The organism is Nonomuraea sp. NPDC005501, from assembly GCF_040605905.1.
In the GTDB taxonomy this organism is placed as follows: Bacteria; Actinomycetota; Actinomycetes; order Streptosporangiales; family Streptosporangiaceae; genus Nonomuraea.
Map to the genome: position 1 here is coordinate 1 of NZ_JBEXDT010000035.1, position 15,544 is coordinate 15,544.

Annotated in this window: 17 protein-coding genes and 1 tRNA gene; 7 read left to right on the top strand and 11 right to left on the bottom strand. The window is 69.4% G+C overall.

Annotated features, from left to right (window positions below):
- Positions 1-147 precede the first annotated feature (147 nt).
- From ABZS51_RS18680 to aceE, 3 genes are all read right to left on the bottom strand, one after another.
- Complete coding sequence (locus ABZS51_RS18680; protein WP_355442248.1) at positions 148-921, bottom strand: maleylpyruvate isomerase family mycothiol-dependent enzyme; 774 nt, start codon at positions 919-921, stop codon at positions 148-150.
- Between the two features lie 56 nt (positions 922-977).
- Positions 978-2,477, bottom strand: coding sequence for an alpha/beta hydrolase (locus ABZS51_RS18685; RefSeq protein ID WP_355442251.1), 1,500 nt, complete (start codon positions 2,475-2,477; stop codon positions 978-980).
- Between the two features lie 137 nt (positions 2,478-2,614).
- Positions 2,615-5,362: a pyruvate dehydrogenase (acetyl-transferring), homodimeric type gene (gene aceE, locus ABZS51_RS18690; RefSeq protein ID WP_355442254.1), complete on the bottom strand. Its 2,748-nt coding sequence runs from the start codon at positions 5,360-5,362 to the stop codon at positions 2,615-2,617.
- Positions 5,363-5,974: 612 nt separating this feature from the next.
- On the opposite strand from aceE, the gene ABZS51_RS18695 reads away from it, so the two are divergent.
- From ABZS51_RS18695 to ABZS51_RS18725, 7 genes are all read left to right on the top strand, one after another.
- Entirely contained in the window at positions 5,975-6,157 is a 183-nt protein-coding gene (locus tag ABZS51_RS18695; protein ID WP_310710807.1) for a DUF1918 domain-containing protein, read from the top strand.
- A gap of 9 nt (positions 6,158-6,166) precedes the next feature.
- Positions 6,167-6,574, top strand: a complete 408-nt coding sequence (locus ABZS51_RS18700; protein ID WP_310710808.1) for a secondary thiamine-phosphate synthase enzyme YjbQ — start codon at positions 6,167-6,169, stop codon at positions 6,572-6,574.
- Positions 6,575-6,690: 116 nt separating this feature from the next.
- On the top strand, positions 6,691-7,119 hold the full coding sequence (locus ABZS51_RS18705; protein WP_310710809.1) for a DUF3052 domain-containing protein: 429 nt from the start codon (positions 6,691-6,693) through the stop codon (positions 7,117-7,119).
- Positions 7,120-7,161: 42 nt separating this feature from the next.
- Entirely contained in the window at positions 7,162-7,611 is a 450-nt protein-coding gene (locus tag ABZS51_RS18710) for a peroxiredoxin (RefSeq protein WP_310711006.1), read from the top strand.
- A 142-nt stretch (positions 7,612-7,753) separates the two neighbouring features.
- The gene (locus ABZS51_RS18715; protein ID WP_355442259.1) at positions 7,754-7,975 is read left to right on the top strand and encodes a hypothetical protein; all 222 of its coding nucleotides are present in this window, start codon (positions 7,754-7,756) and stop codon (positions 7,973-7,975) included.
- A gap of 444 nt (positions 7,976-8,419) precedes the next feature.
- Positions 8,420-9,373 carry an ROK family protein gene (locus ABZS51_RS18720; protein ID WP_355442262.1) on the top strand — a complete coding sequence of 318 codons (954 nt, stop codon included), beginning with the start codon at positions 8,420-8,422 and terminating at the stop codon, positions 9,371-9,373.
- Between the two features lie 17 nt (positions 9,374-9,390).
- Positions 9,391-9,462, top strand: a tRNA-Val gene (locus tag ABZS51_RS18725).
- Between the two features lie 189 nt (positions 9,463-9,651).
- Here ABZS51_RS18725 and ABZS51_RS18730 read toward each other — a convergent pair.
- From ABZS51_RS18730 to ABZS51_RS18765, 8 genes are all read right to left on the bottom strand, one after another.
- A complete protein-coding gene (locus tag ABZS51_RS18730) occupies positions 9,652-10,053 on the bottom strand; it encodes a DUF6193 family natural product biosynthesis protein (RefSeq protein ID WP_355442265.1) in 402 nt (133 codons plus the stop codon).
- A 12-nt stretch (positions 10,054-10,065) separates the two neighbouring features.
- A complete protein-coding gene (locus tag ABZS51_RS18735) occupies positions 10,066-11,214 on the bottom strand; it encodes a site-specific integrase (protein ID WP_355442268.1) in 1,149 nt (382 codons plus the stop codon).
- Positions 11,214-12,824 (bottom strand): replication initiator, encoded by a 1,611-nt coding sequence (locus tag ABZS51_RS18740; protein WP_355442271.1) that lies wholly within the window; start codon positions 12,822-12,824, stop codon positions 11,214-11,216. The genes ABZS51_RS18735 and ABZS51_RS18740 overlap by 1 nt, the downstream gene beginning before the upstream one ends.
- Positions 12,821-12,970 carry a hypothetical protein gene (locus ABZS51_RS18745; protein WP_355442274.1) on the bottom strand — a complete coding sequence of 50 codons (150 nt, stop codon included), beginning with the start codon at positions 12,968-12,970 and terminating at the stop codon, positions 12,821-12,823. The genes ABZS51_RS18740 and ABZS51_RS18745 overlap by 4 nt, the downstream gene beginning before the upstream one ends.
- Positions 12,967-13,965 (bottom strand): FtsK/SpoIIIE domain-containing protein, encoded by a 999-nt coding sequence (locus tag ABZS51_RS18750; protein WP_355442277.1) that lies wholly within the window; start codon positions 13,963-13,965, stop codon positions 12,967-12,969. Before ABZS51_RS18750 ends, ABZS51_RS18745 begins: the two co-directional genes overlap by 4 nt.
- Before the next feature lie 518 nt (positions 13,966-14,483).
- Positions 14,484-14,801, bottom strand: a complete 318-nt coding sequence (locus ABZS51_RS18755; RefSeq protein WP_355442280.1) for a hypothetical protein — start codon at positions 14,799-14,801, stop codon at positions 14,484-14,486.
- Positions 14,798-15,061 carry a hypothetical protein gene (locus tag ABZS51_RS18760; RefSeq protein WP_355442283.1) on the bottom strand — a complete coding sequence of 88 codons (264 nt, stop codon included), beginning with the start codon at positions 15,059-15,061 and terminating at the stop codon, positions 14,798-14,800. Before ABZS51_RS18760 ends, ABZS51_RS18755 begins: the two co-directional genes overlap by 4 nt.
- The gene (locus ABZS51_RS18765; protein ID WP_355442286.1) at positions 15,061-15,495 is read right to left on the bottom strand and encodes a plasmid replication, integration and excision activator; all 435 of its coding nucleotides are present in this window, start codon (positions 15,493-15,495) and stop codon (positions 15,061-15,063) included. The genes ABZS51_RS18760 and ABZS51_RS18765 overlap by 1 nt, the downstream gene beginning before the upstream one ends.
- Positions 15,496-15,544 lie beyond the last annotated feature (49 nt).

The window sequence follows — 15,544 nt, forward strand, 5'->3', positions numbered from 1 at the left end:
CGGGCCGCCCCGCCTCCCGCCGGGCGGCCCCCTCCCTGGACACGCCGCCGACCGCCGAGCGGCGGCGCGTCCAGGGCTCTTCGCCGTCGCGGCGCCTGCCGTTGTGCGCGCCGTCGGAACGTGGGATCAGGCCGCCGGAACGTGGGATCAGAAGGCGGCCTTGGCGAGCCAGCGGTCCAGGAAGGAGCGGTCGCCGACGACGGTCAGCGTGGGGGCGAAGCGCCGGCCGTACAACATGAGCAACAGGTCGCGGGCGGGGCCGCGGACGGCCGTGTCCGCCTTGGTGTGGCCGCGCGTCCAGGCGACCGTGCCCGCCGCGCCCTGGACGACGGTCCACTCGCCCGTGCCCTCCGGAAGGTCCTTCGCCGCGGGCGGTGTGTCGGTGGCGTGCAGGTGGATCGTGGCGCCTTCCGCGTCCAGCTCGGCCAGGCGGCGGGCGACCCAGACGGCGTGCGGCAGGTTGCCGAGCAACTCCTCGATGCCGTCCAGCGCCGTCGCCGCGGGGATCGCCGGGTCCCCGCCCAGCGCCAGCTCGGCGTCGGCCCGGTGGACGAGCAGCTCGAACGCCATCCGCCGCGCCCAGTACGCCGCCGACTGGTCGCCGCCCCACGACCACACCCGCGTCGCCGGGTCGGTGGCGCGCAGCGTGGCCACCAGTTCGGCGGCCCCCCGCGCCAGCCAGGCCGGGTCGCCGCTCGCCCCCTCGGGCAGGCCGTTGGGCACCTGGCGCGACCAGATGCGCTCCTGCACGTGGTCGCGCAGGATGTGGATCACCCAGCGATGCGTGGTGCCGACGTGGGTGATCAGCTCGGCCAGCGTCCAGCCGGGGCAGGTGGGCACCGGCGTGCCGGGGTCGGCCCCGGACACCAGCTCGACGAGCCTGGCGGCCTCGGCCTCGACGTGCGCGGGATAGTCGGTCACGTGCCCGAGCCTAGACCGGCCCGGGCACGCGTGACGGACGAGCGGCGGACAGGCGGTCAGGTGGCCGAGCAGACGGCGCCGCGGGCCGGCAGCTTGCCGGTGAGGAGGTAGGAGTCGACCTTGCGCTGGATGCAGCGGTTGCCCGACGTGTACGCGCCGTGGCCCTCGCCCTCGTACGTCACCAGCCGGGCGGTCTTCAGCTCCGCGGTCAGGCGCGGCGCCCACTGGTACGGCGTGGCCGGGTCCCCCTTGCCGCCCACCACGACGATCGGTGCCGACCCCGTGGCGTTCACGTGCCGGGCCTGGTCGTTGCCCGGGACCGGCCAGAAGCGGCACAGCCCGCCCGAGCCCTCACCGCCGAACAGCGGCGAGATCCTGGTCGACTCCGCCCACGTGCCGCGCAGCTGCTGGTCGTCGGGACGCTCCGCCGAGTCCACGCAGGTGATCGCCGGGAAGCTGGACATCTGCGTCGAGAAGTGGCCGCGCTCGTCACGCCCGGTGTAGGAGTCGGCCAGGAACATCAGCGCCTCGCCCCGGCCCTTGATCCCCGCGGCGATCGCCTTCTCCAGGAACGGCCACGACAGCTCGGAGTACAGGGCCGCGGCGACCCCGGTCGAGGCCAGGCCCTGGGTGAGCTGCCGGCCGTTCACGGTGAGCGGCTTGGTCACGAGGCGGTTCATGAGCCGGTCGACATTGGCGCTCGCCGCCTTGACGGTCTTGCCGAATTCGCAGCCGCTCTTCACGCAGTCCTTCAGGAACGTCTCGTACTCCCGCTGGAAGCCGCTGGTCTGCGCGATCGTGCGCTCGCCGAAGGTGATCGCCGGGTCGAGGGGGGCGTCGAGCACCATCCGGCCGACGTTCTTCGGGTACAGGGTGGCGTAGACGGCGCCGAGTTGCGTGCCGTACGACATGCCGAAGTAGTTGAGCTTGGGCTCCCTGAGCGCGGTGCGCAGCCGGTCCATGTCGCGGGCGGCGTTCACCGTGCCCACGTACGGCAGGACCGAGCCCGAGTCGCGCTGGCAGAGCCGGGCGAACTCCCGGTTGGCGGCCTGGCCGGCCAGGCGGGTCCGCTCGTCGATCGGCAGCGTGTTGATCGCCACCCACCGGTCCAGGTCGGCGTCGCTGCCGCAGCGCACGCCCGCGCTGCGCTCGACGCCGCGCGGGTCGAAGCTGATCAGGTCGTAGCGGGCGCGCAGCGTGTCGAACGACTTGGCGGCCTGGTCCAGCGTGTCGACGCCGGAGCCGCCGGGGCCGCCGAAGTTGAAGACCAGCGAGCCGAGGCGGCGCTTCTGGCCGGTGGCCGCGACCTTGATCAGGGCGAGCTGGATCGTGTCGCCCCCCGGATTCTCGTAGTCGAGGGGGACGGCCAGCTTGGCGCACCTGACGGAGGGGTCCTGCTGAGCGGGGGTCTGCCCGCCGGGCCGTTTGATGTCCGTGCACGGGCCCCAGGAGATGGGCGGGACCACTCCCTTGGGGTTGGTGTCGGGCTTCGCCGTGCCCGCGCAGGCACTGGTGGACAGGGCCAGCGCGGCGGCGACGGCCAGGACATGACGCATGAAACTTCCCCCTCGGCTCTCCGGGGGAAGTAGTGCCCACAATACGTGAGACTCCACCAGGAACGGAGTGAGGCGCCGCGCCCTCGGGACGCGTCGCCTCACTCTCACCTGTGGCCGCCGGGCATGGGACGTGCCGGTCAGACGCCCATCGACTGCGTGTCGTTGCTCTCGGCGCCGCCGGCCTCGGTCACGCCGTTCTTGAGGTGGTAGCGGGCGATCGCCTCGCTCAGCACCTCGTCGTCGAGCTCGCCGCGCTTGACCAGGCTCGTGAGCACGGCCAGCGTGATCGACGCCGCGTCGACGTGGAAGTGGCGGCGCAGCGCCGAGCGGGTGTCGGACAGGCCGAACCCGTCGGTGCCGAGCGACGACCAGTCACCCGGGACCCACTGGGCGATCTGGTCCTGGACCGCCTTCATGTAGTCGCTGACGCCCACGAACGGCCCCTGAGCCTGCGACAGCGCCTGCGTCACGTACGGCACGCGCCGCTCGGCCTCCGGGTTGAGCAGGTTGTGCTCCTCGCAGGCGAGCGCGTCGCGGCGCAGCTCGGTCCACGACGTGGCCGACCAGACGGCGGCCGACACACCCCAGTCCTCGGCCAGCAGCCGCTGCGCCTCCACGGCCCACGGGCCCGCCACGCCGGAGACGAGGATGTTGGCCTTCGGGCCCTGCACCTGCGGGCCGTCGGAGAACTTGTACAGGCCCTTGAGCAGGCCGTCCACGTCGAGCCCGGCGGGCTCGGCCGGCTGGAGGTAGGGCTCGTTGTAGACGGTCAGGTAGTAGAAGACGTCCTCGGGCTGGTCGCCGTACATGCGGCGCAGGCCGTCCTTGACGATGTGCGCCACCTCGAACGCCCACGACGGGTCGTAGGAGATCGCGGCCGGGTTGGTCGAGGCGATGAGCGGCGTGTGGCCGTCCTCGTGCTGGAGGCCCTCGCCGTTCAGCGTGGTGCGGCCCGCGGTGGCGCCGAGCAGGAAGCCGCGGCCCATCTGGTCGCCCATCTGCCACATCTGGTCGCCGGTGCGCTGCCACCCGAACATCGAGTAGAAGATGTAGATCGGGATCATGTGCTCGCCGTGCGTGGCGTACGCGGTGCCGGCGGCGATCGCCGAGGCCATCGAGCCCGACTCGCTGATGCCCTCGTGCAGGATCTGGCCCTGCACAGCCTCCTTGTACGACAGCAGCAGCTCCCTGTCGACGGCCTCGTACGTCTGGCCGTGCGGCGAGTAGATCTTCGCCGTGGGGAACATCGCGTCGAGGCCGAACGTGCGCGCCTCGTCCGGGATGATCGGCACGAACCGGTGGCCGATCTCCTTGTCGCGCATGAGGTCCTTCAGCAGGCGCACGAACGCCATGGTGGTGGCCACCTGCTGCTTGCCGGAGCCCTTGCCGAACGTCTTGTAGACGTCGTCGCCGGGCAGCTTGACCGGCTTGGCCCGCAGCACGCGCTTGGGCAGCACGCCGCCCAGCGCCGCGCGGCGCTCCTTCATGTACTCGATCTCGGGGTCGTTCTCGCCCGGGTGGAAGTACGGGGGCAGCTCGCCCTCCAGGGCCGAGTCCGGGATCGGCAGGTAGAGCCGGTCGCGGAACTCCTTCAGCTCGGCCTTGGTGAGCTTCTTCATCTGGTGGGTGGCGTTGCGCGCCTCGAAGTCCTTGCCCAGGGTCCAGCCCTTGATGGTCTGGGCGAGGATGACGGTCGGCTGGCCGACGTGCTCGCGCGCCGCCTTGAACGCCGCGTAGACCTTGCGGTAGTCGTGGCCGCCGCGCGACAGCTTGCGGATGTCGTCGTCGGTCAGGTGCTCGACCATCTTGCGCAGGCGCGGGTCGCCGCCGAAGAAGTTGTCGCGGATGTAGCCGCCCGACTCGACCGAGTAGGTCTGGAACTGACCGTCGGGGGTGGTGTTCATCTGGTTGACCAGCACGCCGTCGACGTCGGCCGCCAGCAGCGGGTCCCAGTCGCGGCCCCAGACGACCTTGATGACGTTCCAGCCGGCGCCGCGGAAGTAGGACTCCAGCTCCTGGATGATCTTGCCGTTGCCGCGTACGGGGCCGTCGAGGCGCTGCAGGTTGCAGTTGATGACGAACGTGAGGTTGTCGAGCTCCTCGCGGGCCGCCAGGCCGATCGCGCCGAGGGACTCGGGCTCGTCCATCTCGCCGTCGCCGAGGAACGCCCAGACGTGGCTGCGGCTGGTGTCCTTGATCTGGCGGTTCAGCAGGTAGCGGTTGAACCGCGCCTGGTAGATCGCGCCGATCGGGCCCAGACCCATCGACACCGTGGGGAACTCCCAGAAGTCCGGCATCAGGCGCGGGTGCGGGTAGGAGGGCAGGCCGTGGAAGCCGTGCGACAGCTCCTGCCGGAACGCGTCGAGCTGCGCCTCGTTGAGGCGGCCCTCCAGGTAGGCGCGGGCGTAGATGCCGGGGGCGGCGTGGCCCTGGAAGAAGACCTGGTCGCCGGACTCGCCGTGGTCCTTGCCGCGGAAGAAGTGGTTGAAGCCCACCTCGTAGAGCGACGCCGCGGAGGCGTAGGTCGCGATGTGGCCGCCGACGTTGGTGCGGGCGTTGGCCCGGGAGACCATGATCGCGGCGTTCCAGCGGATGTAGGCGCGGATGCGGCGCTCGACGTGCTCGTCACCCGGGAACCAGGGCTCGCGCTCCGGCGGGATCGTGTTGATGTAGTCGGTGCTGCGCAGGCCCGGCACGCCGACCTGGTGCTCGCGGGCCCGCTCCAGCATGCGGAGCATCAGATAACGGGCCCTGGTACGGCCCTCGGTCTTGACGACGTTGTCGAGGGACTCGAGCCACTCGTTGGTCTCGCTGGGGTCGACATCAGGCAACTGGCTGGGTAGGCCGTCGCTGATGATCGAGAAACGCTGGCGTCCGGAAGCCACTGGGTCTCGCCTTCCGAGGATGACGGATGTCTGGTCTGGGTCGCCTTCCATCCTGGTCGCTCGCCGTAGAAAGTGCATCTCTACTGGTCGGTAACCGGGACGTCCCTGCTGGCAGGGCGGCTAGTGGTGGCCTAGACCACCGATGGTAGGACGAATCAAGGGCCAAGGTTACATTGGGCGGCCAATTTAACAAGTCGGGAAAAGCTGTGAAATTTCGCCCTCATGTGTGGAGTATCCCCCGAAGGGTGGACACCGTCACCCGCGGGGGCGCGCACGCCGCGCGAGTCTAGCCGGGGGACCTGTGGACGGCGGCCGGTGGGGGCGGCCCGGACGCAGGTCGGGGCGTGCCCTCCGGGCTGTCAGGTGAGCCGTTCGGCGGGCTGGGAGCGGGGGCCGGTGGTGTCTCTCGGCCGGGGTGCGGGCGGAATTCCGGGCGTGTCGCCGTACGTCTCAGGAGCGCGGGGCGGGCGGTAGTACGCGGACCGGTGGCGTCGGACGGCGCCGTCCCGGCGTCGGTGCAGCGTAACGGTTCGGTCATGATTTTTCCTGGCCCGGTGGCAGGAGACGGACATCCCCCTTCCCGTTTGGACCGCACCGTACGAACCTGGAGATATGAACGCGACGACAGGCGACCGGCTCCTTGTGCACGGGAACACCGTCGGTGAAAGGGATCGCGCCGGAATCATCATCGAGGTTCAGGGGCCGAACGGCGGGCCCCCGTACATCGTGCGGTTCGACGACGGACACACCGGCCTGGTTTTTCCGGGCCCGGATGCGGTCGTCGTGCCTCAGTAGAATTCTCGTGTGAGATCCCAGATCATCTCCGTGGCCACGGGTTCGCGAGAGACGGTGCACGACATCACCTCCGTCTGCGCGGGCTTCGTACGGGAGCAGGGCCAGGACGGTCTGCTGCACGTCTTCGTCCCGCACGCGACCGCGGGCGTGGTCCTGATGGAGCTGGGTTCGGGCAGCGACGACGACCTGATCGCCGCGCTGCGCGACCTGCTGCCCGCCGACGACCGGTGGCGCCACGCCCACGGCTCACGCGGGCACGGCAGGTCTCACGTGATGCCGGCGCTCATCCCGCCGTACGCGACCGTTCCGGTGGTCGGCGGACGGCTGGCGCTCGGCACCTGGCAGTCGATCGCACTCGTCGACCTCAATGTCGACAACCCGCAACGCCAGGTTCGGCTGTCATTTTTGTCCGATTAATTCTGGCCGCCTACGGCCGTACCCGTGGCGACCGTTGACGACTGAGGGTCACAGCGTGTGGACTGTCCCGAAGCGATAACCGCACAAGCGGGGCCACTCAAGCAGGAGGGATAAACGTGAGCGCGACCGCGGGTCAGGCGCAGGGCGAACGCGGCCTGGCCGAACGGCTCGGTCTCAAGCCGGGTCAGGTGGTGCAGGAGATCGGTTGGGACGAGGACGTCGACGAGCAGCTTCGCGAGTCCATCGAGAACCTGACCGGCAACGAGCTGCTGGACGAGGACACCGACGACGTCGTCGACGTGGTGCTGCTGTGGTGGCGTGACGGCGACGGAGACCTCTTCGACGTCCTGAGCGACGCCATGCGAGGCCTCGCCGAAGGCGGCCAGATCTGGCTGCTGACTCCCAAGGCCGGACGCGACGGCCACGTGGAGCCGAGCGACATCGGTGAGGATGCCACGACCGCGGGTCTCTCGCAGACCAGCAGCATCTCCGCGGCCTCCGACTGGTCGGGGACCAGGCTCGTCTCACCCAAGGGCCGACGCTAGGGAGCTCCAGCGCCGGCCGGGTACGGCAGGATGAGTCCTGTGATGCAACATCCTGCCGCGGTGGGCGCCGTGGCTCCGGACTTCGAGCTTCAGGACCAGCACGGCACACCCGTGAGGCTGTCCGATTTCCGGGGCAGGAAGGTCGTGCTGGTCTTCTACCCGCTTGCCTTCAGCGGGATCTGCCAGAGCGAGCTGGCCGCGCTGCGTGACCTCACCGCCGACGCACAGATCCTCACCGTCTCGGTCGACTCCCTGTTCACCCACCGTGCCTGGGCGGACCAGGAGGGTTACGGTTTTCCCCTGCTCTCCGACTTCTGGCCACATGGACAGGTCGCCCGGGCGTACGGTGTGTTCGACGACGCGAAGGGCATCGCGCGGCGCGGCACCTTCGTGATCGACGGCGAGGGCGTGATCCGGTGGTCGGTGGTCAACCCGGCCGGCACCGCGCGCGATGTCGCCGCCTACGTCAAGGCACTCGCCGACATCTCGTAACGCTGGTAACGCCCGTAAAGCTGGAACGCTCGTAACACTCGTAACGGAGGACACGATGCCCTGCTATCGCTGCGGGGCCCGGCAGACGGACCCCGTCCGGGGCGCGAGCCCATGGAAGCGCGGGGTACGCCGGGAGTCCCAGGTGCTCATCTGCCCTGACTGTCAACGGCTGCACGACCTCGACCTCGACTCCTGCCGTACGTGCGGGTCCACGGCGCTGATCTGCCGATTGGGAGAGGTGGAGTGCCGGGCCTGCGGGGCGGTACGGATGGCACGGGCCAGGGCCTTCGCGGGATCGGGAGCGCCGCCGGGGCTGTCGGCTGAGGTGGAGGCGGCCCTGAACCGGGTCCTGGGACGGGCCTGAACCGCCTGAGACGGGACCCGGTGCCAGACCTGGGCCTGCTCCGTGACAGACCTGGGCTTGCTCTGTGCCAGACCTGGGCTTGCTCTGTGCCAGACCTGGGCTTGCTCTGGGTCGGGCCTGACGCGGTCGTGTACCGGCGCCGGGGCGGCGCGTCCGAGCGCACCGCATCGCCGCGCACGGGAGGCACGCGCGGACGGTCACACCGCTGAAGCACATGCCGTCCGAGGGTGAAGCACATGCCGCCCGCACGCGAGGTCCGTGCGTCCGGGTGCGTCGCCCGCACGCGACACACCTACGTCCGAGGGCCTCGCCCGCGCACGAGGCGCATGCTCAGGCCACTCCGCCTCATACGAGGCGCGTGCGTGCGGCCGCCCCGGGATGGAATCGGCGACTCAGCGAGACCACATTCCAGACATTTACTGAGCTGCGCTATCGTCTCCTACCGTGTCCGCATCTAGTAGTTCGTTCGTCGTAGCACTGGACGTCGGCGGCACGTCCATGAAGGGCGGCCTGGTCAGCGAGTCCGGTGCGGTGCTGCTGAGCGAGCGACGCCCGACCCCGGTCGCGGACGGCCCGGAGGCGGTCGTGGGCGCCATCCGTGACTTCATCGGCCACCTGGCGGCCTCGGGCGACGGGAACCCCGCGGGCGTCGGCCTGGCCGTTCCGGGACTGGTGTCGGCGGACACCGCCCTCTACGCCGCGAACCTCGGCTGGAGCGACGTCCCGGCCACCGACTTCACGCCGCTGGACGTACCGATCATGCTCGGTCACGACGTCCGCACGGGCGGCCTCGCGGAGAGCGTCCTGGGTGCGGGGCGTGGCGTCTCGGACTTCCTGTTCCTGCCGATCGGCACCGGTATCGCCGGCGCCATGATCCTGCACGGCGAGCCGTACGGGGGAGCGTCGGGCTGGGGCGGCGAGATCGGGCACATCCCGGTGTTCCCGGACGGGGAGCAGTGCGCGTGCGGCCAGTTCGGCTGCCTGGAGACGTACGCCTCGGCGGCCTCGGTGGGCAGGCGTTACAGCCTGCGCTCGGGCCTTGAGGGGATACGCGCGGAGCAGGTGGTCTCCTCCGACGACCCGGTGGCCATCGAGGTGTGGGACGAGGCGGTCGAGGCGCTGTCGCTCGCCCTGGCCACGTACACGCTGCTGCTGGACCCCTCCATGATCGTCCTCGGGGGCGGCCTCGCCGAGGCGGGACCGGCCCTCTTCGACCCGGTCCGCACCCGCCTCGTCAAGCGCCTGGCCTTCCGCGCCGCACCGCCGCTCCACCCGGCCGCCCTGGGAGTGGACGCCGGCATGCTCGGAGCCGCCCTCCTGGGCTGGCGCGCCGCCGACCGCCCCGAACTGGGACCGGGCTGGGTTCTGGATGTGCGATCGCAGCCGTTGGTGTCGTAAGGTGTAGTGCCGATCAGGGGCGGTTAGCTCAGCGGTAGAGCACTCGCCTTACAAGCGAGGGGTCACTGGTTCGAACCCAGTACCGCCCACCTCGTAGAACAGCCCCGTTTCCGATCTTGGAAACGGGGCTTCGTGCCATTAGCGTGCCATTAGCCGGTGCGAGGGGCAATCTGTGGGTGCTCTAAATGATCTTGTCGTTGATCGCGACGGTGATATCCCAGTCGGCTTCGGCTGGGCTGTGCTGATGGATCCGCGGTGAGCGTGCGGCGTCGTATGCCTCAGGTATCGGCGGTTGAACGCTCGTGAGCAGCGAGTTCGTCAGGTGTGCCCACAAAAGCAGGGCCACAGTCAGGCGGAAGACGTTCCACCACCATCGCGATGGCCTGTGCCGGCGTTGCCGCGGCTCCCACCGTGTCACCACGACGAGGGCCAAGCACCATGTAGCCGTCTCCCGCAGCGGGCGCGATGTAGGGGATATCCCACGTCCATCGAGGACTCGTGCAGCGGCTGAAGTGGAGTTCTCCCATGCCCGTCCAGGGAAACAACTGCCTCAAGCGTGGCTCGACGTAGGCTTCGTCCAACAACTCGGGGCGTACACGTCCATCAGCGCGAACATCCCGCCAGCCGGATTCGACAATGTCCTTGCTAGATCGGGGCGCGTTCATGGTCACATCATGCATGTCGTCGTGCCATTAGCCGGCGTCGGAGGGTCCACCCGAAGACCCATCGATGTCCTGTGCGATCTTGGAGTTCATGGCGTCGGCGATCTTCCGGTCGGCCTCCGCCGTGCTGTGCTGGTAGATCAGGGCGGCGCGGACGGAGTCGTGTCCCATCCGCTGCATGAGGTCTTTGAGGCTCGCGCCGGAGCCGGCGGCGATGGTGTTGCCGGTGTGCCGGAGATCGTGGAAGTGCAGGCCGGGGAATCCGATCTTCCTCGTGTTCTCGTCCCACTTGGCCGCGCGCCGGAAGTTGCTGCGGCGGAGGGTGCCGCCTCGTGAGCCGGTGAAGATCAATGCGTCGGGTTCTGGGGATGTGTACTGGTCGAGGTGGTCGCGGAGTGCGGGGGTGATCGCTTCCGGGATGGCGACCGTGCGGACTCCGGCGCGGGACTTGGGTGGGCCGACGAGGAGTTCGCCGGTGTCGAGTTCGACGTGCTGTTGCCGAACGCTGACGGTCCTTGCTGTGAGGTCCAGGTCCATGCGGCGCAGGGCCGCGACTTCGCCCCAGCGCAGGCTGGCGAAGGTGGCGAGGAGGACCAGGGCGTGGAGGCGTACCGGCATGAGGTCGGCCAGCTCGAACACCTTCGCCACGGTGAGGACCGGCCGTTCTTCCGGCTTCTCCTCGCCGGCGCCCCTGATGCGGCATGGGTTGCGCGGGATGATCTGGTCGTCGGCCGCCGTCATGAGCACCGCCCGAAGGAAACGGTATGCCTTCGCGACCTCGGACGGGCCGACGCCGTTGCCGAGCAGGAGCACGCGCCACTCGCGGACCGTGGCTGTGTCGAGCTTGCCGATAGGCACACCGCCCAGGTGCGGGCGGATGTAGCGCTTGAGCAGGCCCTTGTAGATCTCGACCGTGCGCGGTCGGAGGTTCGTCCGTTCGGCGATCCACTTGTCGGCGTAGTCGCCGAGCTTGACCTTGGAGCGCTGGGGATCGGTCCAGTCGCCCGTGATCAGCTTGGCCTCGATCAGGGAGAGCGCCTTTTCGGCGTCGCGCTCGCGTGCGTATGTGTTCTCGCCGAGGCGGATCTTGCCGTCAGGGCCGGGGTAGCGGACCTGGAATCTGCCGGATGGGAGTTGTCGGATGCTGCCGAAGCGCCGCTTGCCTGGCTTGTTGGGCATCAGGCAGCCCTCCCGAGGTCCGTTGCCGAAAGATCTTGTCCGTCTGCTTGGGCTTGGAGCTGGGCCATATGCGTTCGCCAGCGTTGCCGTTCGGCCACTGAGCGGAGGAGGCGGATGGCGAGCGGTGGCACGTTGGCGTCGCCGGCGGGGACGGGCTTCCAGATGTAGCGGTGCGGGTCTGGTGCCTCGTCGGGTTGGCCGAGGGCTTCCAGGACCCAGGTACGGCGGTCCTGCTTGTGCTCGGCGAGGGTCTTGTTGGACCACTTGCGCGAGACCAGGACGCGGCGGCCCGCGTAGCCGAGGTGGTCGGGCTTGTGAGCCTTGCTGCGGCAGCGGCCTGGGGCCATGCCCGGCTTGGCGTGCTTGGGTTGGATGCCGTAGCGGAGCCAGTTGGGGCAGGCGGGGGAGCAGGGCTCGAAGCGCAGGGCCTCGACCATGCGGGCAGCGTGTTGGCGCTGGGCGGGGTTGTCGGTGTCGAGGCTGTCGCCGAGGCTCTTGGTCAGGTACTTCGACAGGTAGCGGATGCACTGGTCGGCGTCCGGGGTGCCGGCGAGTACGCCCTTGACGTCGATCTGGTCGCCGAAGCGGATCACATGCAGGGGCGTGGCGTTCTCGTCGGTGTCGAGCTGGTCGAGTGCTTCGTCCCAGGTGGGCAGGACCTCGCCGGTTGCCGGGTCGAGGTAGCCGGTCCCGTCCTCCCAGACGGGCAGGTGGGAGCCCTCGAAGACGACGGTGTCGGCCGGTGGCCACCACACCTGGTGGTAGGTCGCAGCGGCGATCTGCTTGACCTCCGCCCTGGGGAGCGTTCCGCGGATGGCCATGTGCAGGTGCGGCGCCAGTCGCTTCTGAGACTCGACGGTGGCGAAGTACTGCACGTCGTAGCCGGCCACCCGGCGGAGGTTCTGCACGAAGCGATCGACCAGCTTGGAGAAGTGGAGCGCGTCGCGGGCTGCTCGCGCGTAGTCGTAGGTCTCATGATCGAGCGGGACGCCGTCGCGTACCTTGCCGTAGGACGGGAGCGTGAGAGTGACGAACAGCGACGGCCGGTAGGCCTTGCCATCCGAGGACTCGAACGTCCGCCCGAGCGTCGTCGCCGTCATCCTGTGCTTGGGCAGGTTCGGTGCGTCCTGCCGCCGCCGGGTCGAACGGGTGCGCTTGGGCACCGTACGGCCGAGAACACCGCCACGCATACCCGCCTGGTTGATCTCGGCGTCCACGCCCTCGATGGCGGCGTCCCAGTCGGTGGTGCCCTCACCGAGGGCGTCGGCCTGGTCGCGGCGGGCTTGGAGGTCGGCGCGGAACTCGACCAGCCACCGCTGTTCCTCGTTCGGCTCGTCAGGCGTGATGGCCGGCTCCTGGTCGAGGTGCCAGCCCTCGCGGCACTGTGCCATGCGGAGTTGCCGGTTGCGCTTGGCGCAGGAGGGGCACTTGGCGTCCAAGGTGGCTCCGCACGGGACGTCCACGATCTCCCAGCGGCCGGTGTGGACGTCGAGCCGCCTGAGCGGGATGGGGCGAATGCAGACTCCGTACTGCTTGGCGACCTCCACGGCCACCTCACGGGCCACCGGCATGGCTTGGCGGATGGCGCGGGGAAGGGAGCGTTCGGTCATGCAGTCCTCCCGTCGTCGGTGGTCACGTGTGCGAACTGGCCGCATTCGCGGCACTCGACCAGGGCGCGGGCCGAGTCGAGCCAGAGAGCGTTGAGGGTGTGGCAGACGGAACAGCGGAGCCCGTCGAGGAAGTGGGCCAGTGTCATGCGGCCTCACCCCGGGTGGTGAAGGTGGCGACCATAGAGCGGATGTCGTCGTCGGAGACGTAGGCGGCGCGGACGCGGACGGGTTCGGGCGAGGTCTCCAGCCGCATGTATGCGACGCCGGCACCGAGTTCGGGGACGGGTGAGATGTGGTCGGCTAGGGCTCCTCGGTCGCGTGCGCCGTCACCGAGGACCATGTCCACCTGCTCGGACTCGTCCAGGCGGAGGGCGATCTTGTCAGGGAACAGGTTGCGGATGTTCATGACCTCTTTGCGCGGGTCCTGAAGGGCAGCCATGACGCCGACACCTACGGACCGGCCTTGCGTCGCCAGGGTGGCCAGAGCAGCCGAGATGCGCTGGCGGAGCTGCTTGTCGGGCTGGTAGGCGGTCAGGAACGCCACCTCGTCGACGAGCACCAGGACGAACGGGTCCTCCACGGTCGGGGTGTGGGAGCGCTGGAGCCCGGCGAAGCGAGCCGCCCGCTTCTGCATCACCGAGACGACGTCGTCCAGCAGGTCGGCGCAGTCGGCCGGGTCTGAGGCGTAGCGGCCCCGGAACAGCTCACGGCCGAACGACAGCTCCATCAGCTTCGGATCGAGTGCCCACACCTCAACCAGGCCCGCCCGCATGGCGGGAAGCAAGCCGCGGACGGTGTCCCACAGAAACGAGCCCTTGCCCGCCCCCGTCGCGCCCGCGATGAGGATGTGTGTGCCGTGGACCTTGAGCCGCAGAGGCCGGCCGTCCTCCTGCTTACCGATCTCGACCGGCCCCACTGAGGGCTCATCCGGGATCGGCAGAGCCGGTATCGGAGCGGCGAGCGGATCGCTGCGCGGGAAGGTCAGCATCAGCCGGCCGCCCTTGATGAGCGCGATGCGGCAGGAGACAGCGCCGAAGCCCTGAGCGAGGTTGTCGGTGCGGTCGGTCCAGTCCTTGACGGCCTGCCCGTCGAGCATGCGAACGGTGATGCGGTCGGCCCAGCCGTCGCACTGAACCTTCATCAGACGGGGGCATATAGGCCCGGCCGTTGATACGCCTGGCAAGGCCGGAGACGTCCATGACGGCCTGCCAGTGACGGCGGTAGACAGACATGAGCCTCCACCACGCCAGCAGACGCCACCCGACGAGCCGGGCGAAGGAGCCGTAAGCGAGGAAGGCCCAGGCAAGCAGAACCAGGACGACGATCCCGAGCACTGAGGCGGCGAGGGGCCAGCCATGCCAGGCACACAGGGCGCCGAGCGCGACGGGGACAGCTGAGGCGATCGGGTGGCGCCACAGCGTACGGACCAGCGCGGCCAGGAAGCGCCAGCCGTAGATGAGCAGGGTGATCAGAGCAGGGGTTTTGAGGACGGCCGGACGGAAGACGACGGCCGTGTCGGGCGTGGTGGTGACGAGGTTGCGTGCCTCGTCGCCAGGCAGCCGCTTGAACATAGGCTTGGGAACCTCTCGTGATGTGGAAGTCAGGGGAGAACTGAGGGGCCGCCGGAAGTTGGCGCTTCTGGCGGCCCCGCCTTACGTGTCAGGCCGCCGTCTGGTCGGTGGCCTTGCGGGTGGCCGGCTGGTCGGCGTGCAGGCGCTCGCAGTCGGCCAGGTAGCGAGCGGCAGCGTTGAAGATCTCGCGGGCCAAGGTCATGTCCGCGTCGGTGACCGGCCCGCCGCCCGTGGTGGAGATTGAGACGTTCGCCTCAGGCGTGCTGAACGCCAGATACGGACAGCGACCGTCGATCACCCGGGCGCGGACGTCCACCTCACTGGTGTGGAAGGAGACACCCAGACGCGGCGTCCTGGCCGAGCCCAGCGACAGCGTCACGTAGGTGTAGGGAACAAGGAGCGTCATGCCGCCACCTGCTCCCTGTCCGGCCGGGTGGAGACGGTGCGCTCCAGCAGGCGGGCGAAGCGGGTGGCCTCGTGGGCGAGCTGGCGGGCGAACTCCACGTCCTCGTCGGTCACCGGACCGGTGGTGGTGACGAGGACCGAGGTGGCGCCGAAGTCGAGCGCAAGCACGGGCTCAGGGCCGTAGGGGTGGCGTAGGGTGCGGGCGGTGTGTCCGGTGGTCAGCCGGATCACGCTGCAGCGCGGGGTGCGGCGTCGGGTCATCAGTTGGCGTCCTTTCCGGCGGGAGCCTTGCTCGGAGCGGTCTGGGTCGTCGGGGCGGTCTGGCGGGGTGCGTGCATCTCGCGCACCTTGATCGAGTAGGCGAGACGTCCGGCGGCGTTGACGTACGGGGTGACGGTGAGGCCGTCGAACTCGACCGGCGTGAACGGCAGCCCCGGCATGGGCGACGGTGGGACTGGCTGGACCGGGGCGAGGATCTTGACCGCGACGGTCTTCTGGGCGGGCTTGAGGGTCGGGTCACCGTCCATGACCGCGACCTGCCAGACCAGCTCTTGGGTCTGCTTGTCGCGGGCCTGCACGAACCGACCGCCGGCGGAGGCGTCGAAGTCCTTGACGGGCTCGACCTCTCCGACGATGTAGCAGCCGTGCGGGAAGACCATGGCGAAGGTGACGGGGATGGGACCTTGCAGAGCCATAACGGCTCCCTTCTTGGATGTCAGACACTTGACCTATCAAGTGATGCTC

Excerpts from the sequence above, each read along its gene's own strand:
- ABZS51_RS18750 (WP_355442277.1), bottom strand. The coding sequence starts at position 13,965 with ATGAAGGTTCAGTGCGACGGCTGGGCCGACCGCATCACCGTTCGCATG.
- ABZS51_RS18710 (WP_310711006.1), top strand. The coding sequence starts at position 7,162 with ATGCAACATCCTGCCGCGGTGGGCGCCGTGGCTCCGGACTTCGAGCTT.
- ABZS51_RS18695 (WP_310710807.1), top strand. The coding sequence starts at position 5,975 with ATGAACGCGACGACAGGCGACCGGCTCCTTGTGCACGGGAACACCGTC.
- ABZS51_RS18745 (WP_355442274.1), bottom strand. The coding sequence starts at position 12,970 with ATGACACTGGCCCACTTCCTCGACGGGCTCCGCTGTTCCGTCTGCCAC.
- ABZS51_RS18765 (WP_355442286.1), bottom strand. The coding sequence starts at position 15,495 with ATGGCTCTGCAAGGTCCCATCCCCGTCACCTTCGCCATGGTCTTCCCG.
- ABZS51_RS18760 (WP_355442283.1), bottom strand. The coding sequence starts at position 15,061 with ATGACCCGACGCCGCACCCCGCGCTGCAGCGTGATCCGGCTGACCACC.
- ABZS51_RS18740 (WP_355442271.1), bottom strand. The coding sequence starts at position 12,824 with ATGACCGAACGCTCCCTTCCCCGCGCCATCCGCCAAGCCATGCCGGTG.
- ABZS51_RS18730 (WP_355442265.1), bottom strand. The coding sequence starts at position 10,053 with ATGCATGATGTGACCATGAACGCGCCCCGATCTAGCAAGGACATTGTC.
- ABZS51_RS18685 (WP_355442251.1), bottom strand. The coding sequence starts at position 2,477 with ATGCGTCATGTCCTGGCCGTCGCCGCCGCGCTGGCCCTGTCCACCAGT.
- ABZS51_RS18735 (WP_355442268.1), bottom strand. The coding sequence starts at position 11,214 with ATGCCCAACAAGCCAGGCAAGCGGCGCTTCGGCAGCATCCGACAACTC.
- ABZS51_RS18755 (WP_355442280.1), bottom strand. The coding sequence starts at position 14,801 with ATGACGCTCCTTGTTCCCTACACCTACGTGACGCTGTCGCTGGGCTCG.